Annotated in this window: 2 protein-coding genes and 8 tRNA genes; 1 reads left to right on the plus strand and 9 read right to left on the minus strand. The window is 45.5% G+C overall.

The annotated features are described in order from the left end of the window. Positions 1-239: 239 nt before the first annotated feature. Complete coding sequence (locus tag DQX05_RS29920; protein WP_182914974.1) at positions 240-941, minus strand: ferric iron reductase; 702 nt, start codon at positions 939-941, stop codon at positions 240-242. Positions 942-1,391: 450 nt separating this feature from the next. Here DQX05_RS29920 and DQX05_RS29925 point away from each other — a divergent pair, with 450 nt between their 5' ends. Next, a complete protein-coding gene (locus DQX05_RS29925) occupies positions 1,392-1,829 on the plus strand; it encodes a hypothetical protein (RefSeq protein WP_119796873.1) in 438 nt (145 codons plus the stop codon). Between the two features lie 779 nt (positions 1,830-2,608). Here DQX05_RS29925 and DQX05_RS29930 read toward each other — a convergent pair. The 8 genes from DQX05_RS29930 to DQX05_RS29965 all read right to left on the minus strand — a co-directional run bounded on the left by DQX05_RS29930 (position 2,609) and on the right by DQX05_RS29965 (position 3,315). After that, positions 2,609-2,691, minus strand: a tRNA-Leu gene (locus DQX05_RS29930). Between the two features lie 14 nt (positions 2,692-2,705). Further along, positions 2,706-2,781, minus strand: a tRNA-Lys gene (locus DQX05_RS29935). A gap of 7 nt (positions 2,782-2,788) precedes the next feature. Beyond that, positions 2,789-2,863: transfer RNA gene (locus DQX05_RS29940), tRNA-Gln, on the minus strand. A 22-nt stretch (positions 2,864-2,885) separates the two neighbouring features. Continuing rightward, a tRNA-Thr gene (locus DQX05_RS29945) sits at positions 2,886-2,961 on the minus strand. Positions 2,962-2,967: 6 nt separating this feature from the next. Continuing rightward, positions 2,968-3,043: transfer RNA gene (locus DQX05_RS29950), tRNA-Val, on the minus strand. Positions 3,044-3,049: 6 nt separating this feature from the next. Beyond that, a tRNA-Glu gene (locus tag DQX05_RS29955) sits at positions 3,050-3,124 on the minus strand. A 35-nt stretch (positions 3,125-3,159) separates the two neighbouring features. After that, a tRNA-Thr gene (locus tag DQX05_RS29960) sits at positions 3,160-3,235 on the minus strand. Between the two features lie 4 nt (positions 3,236-3,239). After that, a tRNA-Asn gene (locus DQX05_RS29965) sits at positions 3,240-3,315 on the minus strand. Between the last annotated feature and the right edge of the window lie 115 nt (positions 3,316-3,430).

The raw sequence follows: 3,430 nt of genomic DNA on the forward strand, positions 1-3,430 counted from the left end.
AACCCGCGACCCTCGCCTTGGCAAGGCGATACTCTACCACTGAGCTATGTCCGCAGCTTGTCTCTTCATCAAGTTTTATCAGAAGCGACAAGTAATAATATATCATAAAACAAATACAAATGCAATATGAATTTTATATTTTTTTGTTCTTGGTGCAATTTCCAAATATCGGCGCGCTGCCGCTCCGTAATATGAGGACAGGTCGTGCAATGAAGCCCTGATTCGCTGCGGAACTTGAGTCAGCACACTTCCCGAATCCTCAAAATTTTGCTCTCCTGAGCAGGATTCGGAATGACCGTATAGGCAAATGCCAGCGGAATAGCTTCATATTCGCCGTATAAGGCCCCTGCAGCCTCATGCAGTATCCAATCCCTATGTTCCTGCAAAAGCCGTTCCTGCTCCGTTGCATGCTCCTCTGCGGCCCAAAGATCGTAATAGTGCTCCAGTACGTTGGCTACGTTAGCCCATAGCACCTTAATGGAAATGCCGGACACCTGCTTCATCAGTTGAAACACCCGGTTGATGTGCCCCTTGAACAAAAGCTCTAGTTGCCGATCCCGGGCGAGCTTTCGGCCTTCCGCCCTATAGGGTTCAAGCTCCACCTCACCGGTTACATCGATATCCCCGGATGCGTCAATTGTAAGGGTAAAGGACCATTTGTCCGGATCCAGCAGCTGTCCCAGCCTGGAGAAAGTATGCATTACTCCCCCTGCAAGCGGATGCGCATACCGCTTCATAAAGAGCGAAGCAGCCACCTTCTCGTCCACACAACGGTACAGGTGCTTCGCCTCCCGCAGCAGATGTCGGATTCTTGCTTCGGTAAGCAGCTCCTCCTTCGTCAGAGCACCCCCGACCCGTTCAGACAGGGCAACACGCTCCCTCCCATGCAGATTGCAAATCCGGAACGTATCAATCCAACTTGGCTGCTGTTCTCGAGACACCCATTCTCCTCTTGACATCCCATCTCGAACGCATTCTCTTCATAAATAAAACAAAAAACAAGGGTTTCATGATACTAGTGCGCGTAAAGGGACTTGAACCCCCACGGTTGCCCGCTAGATCCTAAGTCTAGGGGATGTGTTTCACTCGTTTCGCCTAAGTATTGATATATAAAGATTTTTCGGTTATCCACAGGTTTTTATTCTTCTCTGTTTTTACCTGTTCGTTAACAAATCCGTTAGCATGGTTAGCAACTCATTACATCAGCTAAAACGTGTTACTTCCTATTAATATGTCTTTTAAAAATTGTACCTAATTAGTGTTTACAAGTAAAGCTCCGAATAGTTCGGGTCTTCGTCACAAGTGGGGACTCATCGACAACACAAATTAGTGGGTATATATGGTATAATAGGAATGTATTATTACCACCACCTATTTCCAAGGAGGTTACTATGAAAAAATCGTTAGTCGTCATTTCAACAGTGCTGATGCTGTCAACGTTTACCGGGTTCGCTTCTGCTGCGCCTGATTCAACTAGAATTGCACCAACTCAATCAGAAACTCTTTCAATCGAAAACGATTACGAACCAGGAGATGTTCATCACGTTGGGTACGATTCCTTCCAGAGATCATTTACTGCAAACATCCATGCTGGAAGAATTATGGATATTTATGTAAAAAACGATGGTCCAGGAACTGTGTACATGACGTTAATGAAAGATGGAAGAACTTATGCTGTAGACATTCCGATACCTTCAGGCCAACAAAAAACAGAGACAGTTGGGGTCTTGGGCGGCATTATTAATGAAAAATGGGAAGTATCCATTAATACTAAAGACGGCCATAAGATGGACTTCCAGTTTAAGATAAGACAATATAGAAACAAATGATCAAAATAAAGCCTCGGAATAATCCGGGGCTTTAATTAATTGGTTCATATTTTTCAAACCAGAAACCAGGTATACTCTCGATATTCCAAAACATATAGAAAATGAGGAAACCAGATTTTTAGCGAACTTTCCTTTACAAGTATTTTATCTGGTTCCCCTATATGTTCAAATAAGAATGGGTACATGCTTGCTTTTGGAATTTCAGACTCTTCGCCAGCTGTAACAATGAGTTGCCCATACTTCTGGGGGTGTGATTCCTTGCTTGCTAACGTATCGCCAATATTAAGTGTTACTGCTCTTCTCCTTTTTTATGCACTAATTGCTGTAGGGGTTGTTGTAGTGATCTTTAAACGCTCAAAGAAACCCAATGTTATAAGTGCGAAATTGTTATTAGTTATAACTGTAGTTGGTGCGCTTTACCTGTTTATAAGCAACTCAACTAATTTCTCGCTCTTTGATGTTACGACCTTAAGTGTTGTGCTGATAATTATTGTTACTATAACAACAATTCGTCGAAAAAACGTATAGTTACTTCAGGACGACTGTAATCAGGGATATATACCTAATTACAGTCGTCTTTTTGTTTTCAACTTTTCGTATAAGCTATTTCCCCGAAGACTTCACCAATCTATCCAACACAACACCACGGCCGCCTATGCGCGCGTAATCGGCTCGTATATGTTATCGTTAACAAACGTGTTAGCACACATGATGCAACAGCTTCGATGCATCTCCCTAAAATAACAAAAAACCCTTGTCCGACAAGGGTTTCATGATACTGGTGCGCGTGGAGGGACTTGAACCCCCACGGTTGCCCGCTAGATCCTAAGTCTAGTGCGTCTGCCAATTCCGCCACACGCGCATCCTATAAATTACTGGTGAGCCATGAAGGACTCGAACCTTCGACACCCTGATTAAAAGTCAGGTGCTCTACCAACTGAGCTAATGGCTCTCATAAATGGCTGGGGATATAGGATTCGAACCTATGCATGACGGAGTCAAAGTCCGTTGCCTTACCGCTTGGCTAATCCCCAACGATGTTCATATGTGATGTCATGGTGCCGGCGATAGGAGTCGAACCCACGACCTACTGATTACAAGTCAGCCGCTCTACCAACTGAGCTACACCGGCAAAAGATGGTGGACGCTGACGGGATCGAACCGCCGACCCTCTGCTTGTAAGGCAGATGCTCTCCCAGCTGAGCTAAGCGTCCAAGAAGTGGTGACCCGTACGGGATTCGAACCCGTGTTACCGCCGTGAAAGGGCAGTGTCTTAACCGCTTGACCAACGGGCCTCAGGATAGCTTGTCTATAATTTGTAAAAAAGTACTGGAGCTCTCAACCGGGATCGAACCGGTGACCTCATCCTTACCATGGATGCACTCTACCTACTGAGCTATGAGAGCAAGATGGCTCCCCGAACAGGACTCGAACCTGTGACAACTCGGTTAACAGCCGAGTGCTCTACCAACTGAGCTATCAGGGAACAGTAAGGAACAGCTCTGCGCTGCGTGAATCTGCAACGGCAAATCCACGCTCGCATCTCTGTCTGCTTGGCAACGTCCTACTCTCCCAGGACCCTGCGGTCCAAGTACCATCGG

Source organism: Paenibacillus thiaminolyticus (assembly GCF_003591545.1).
GTDB lineage: Bacteria > Bacillota > Bacilli > Paenibacillales > Paenibacillaceae > Paenibacillus_B > Paenibacillus_B thiaminolyticus_A.

Bases quoted from the DNA above. Each gene is read 5' to 3' on its own strand.
- DQX05_RS29925 (WP_119796873.1), top strand. From the start codon at position 1,392: ATGAAAAAATCGTTAGTCGTCATTTCAACAGTGCTGATGCTGTCAACG.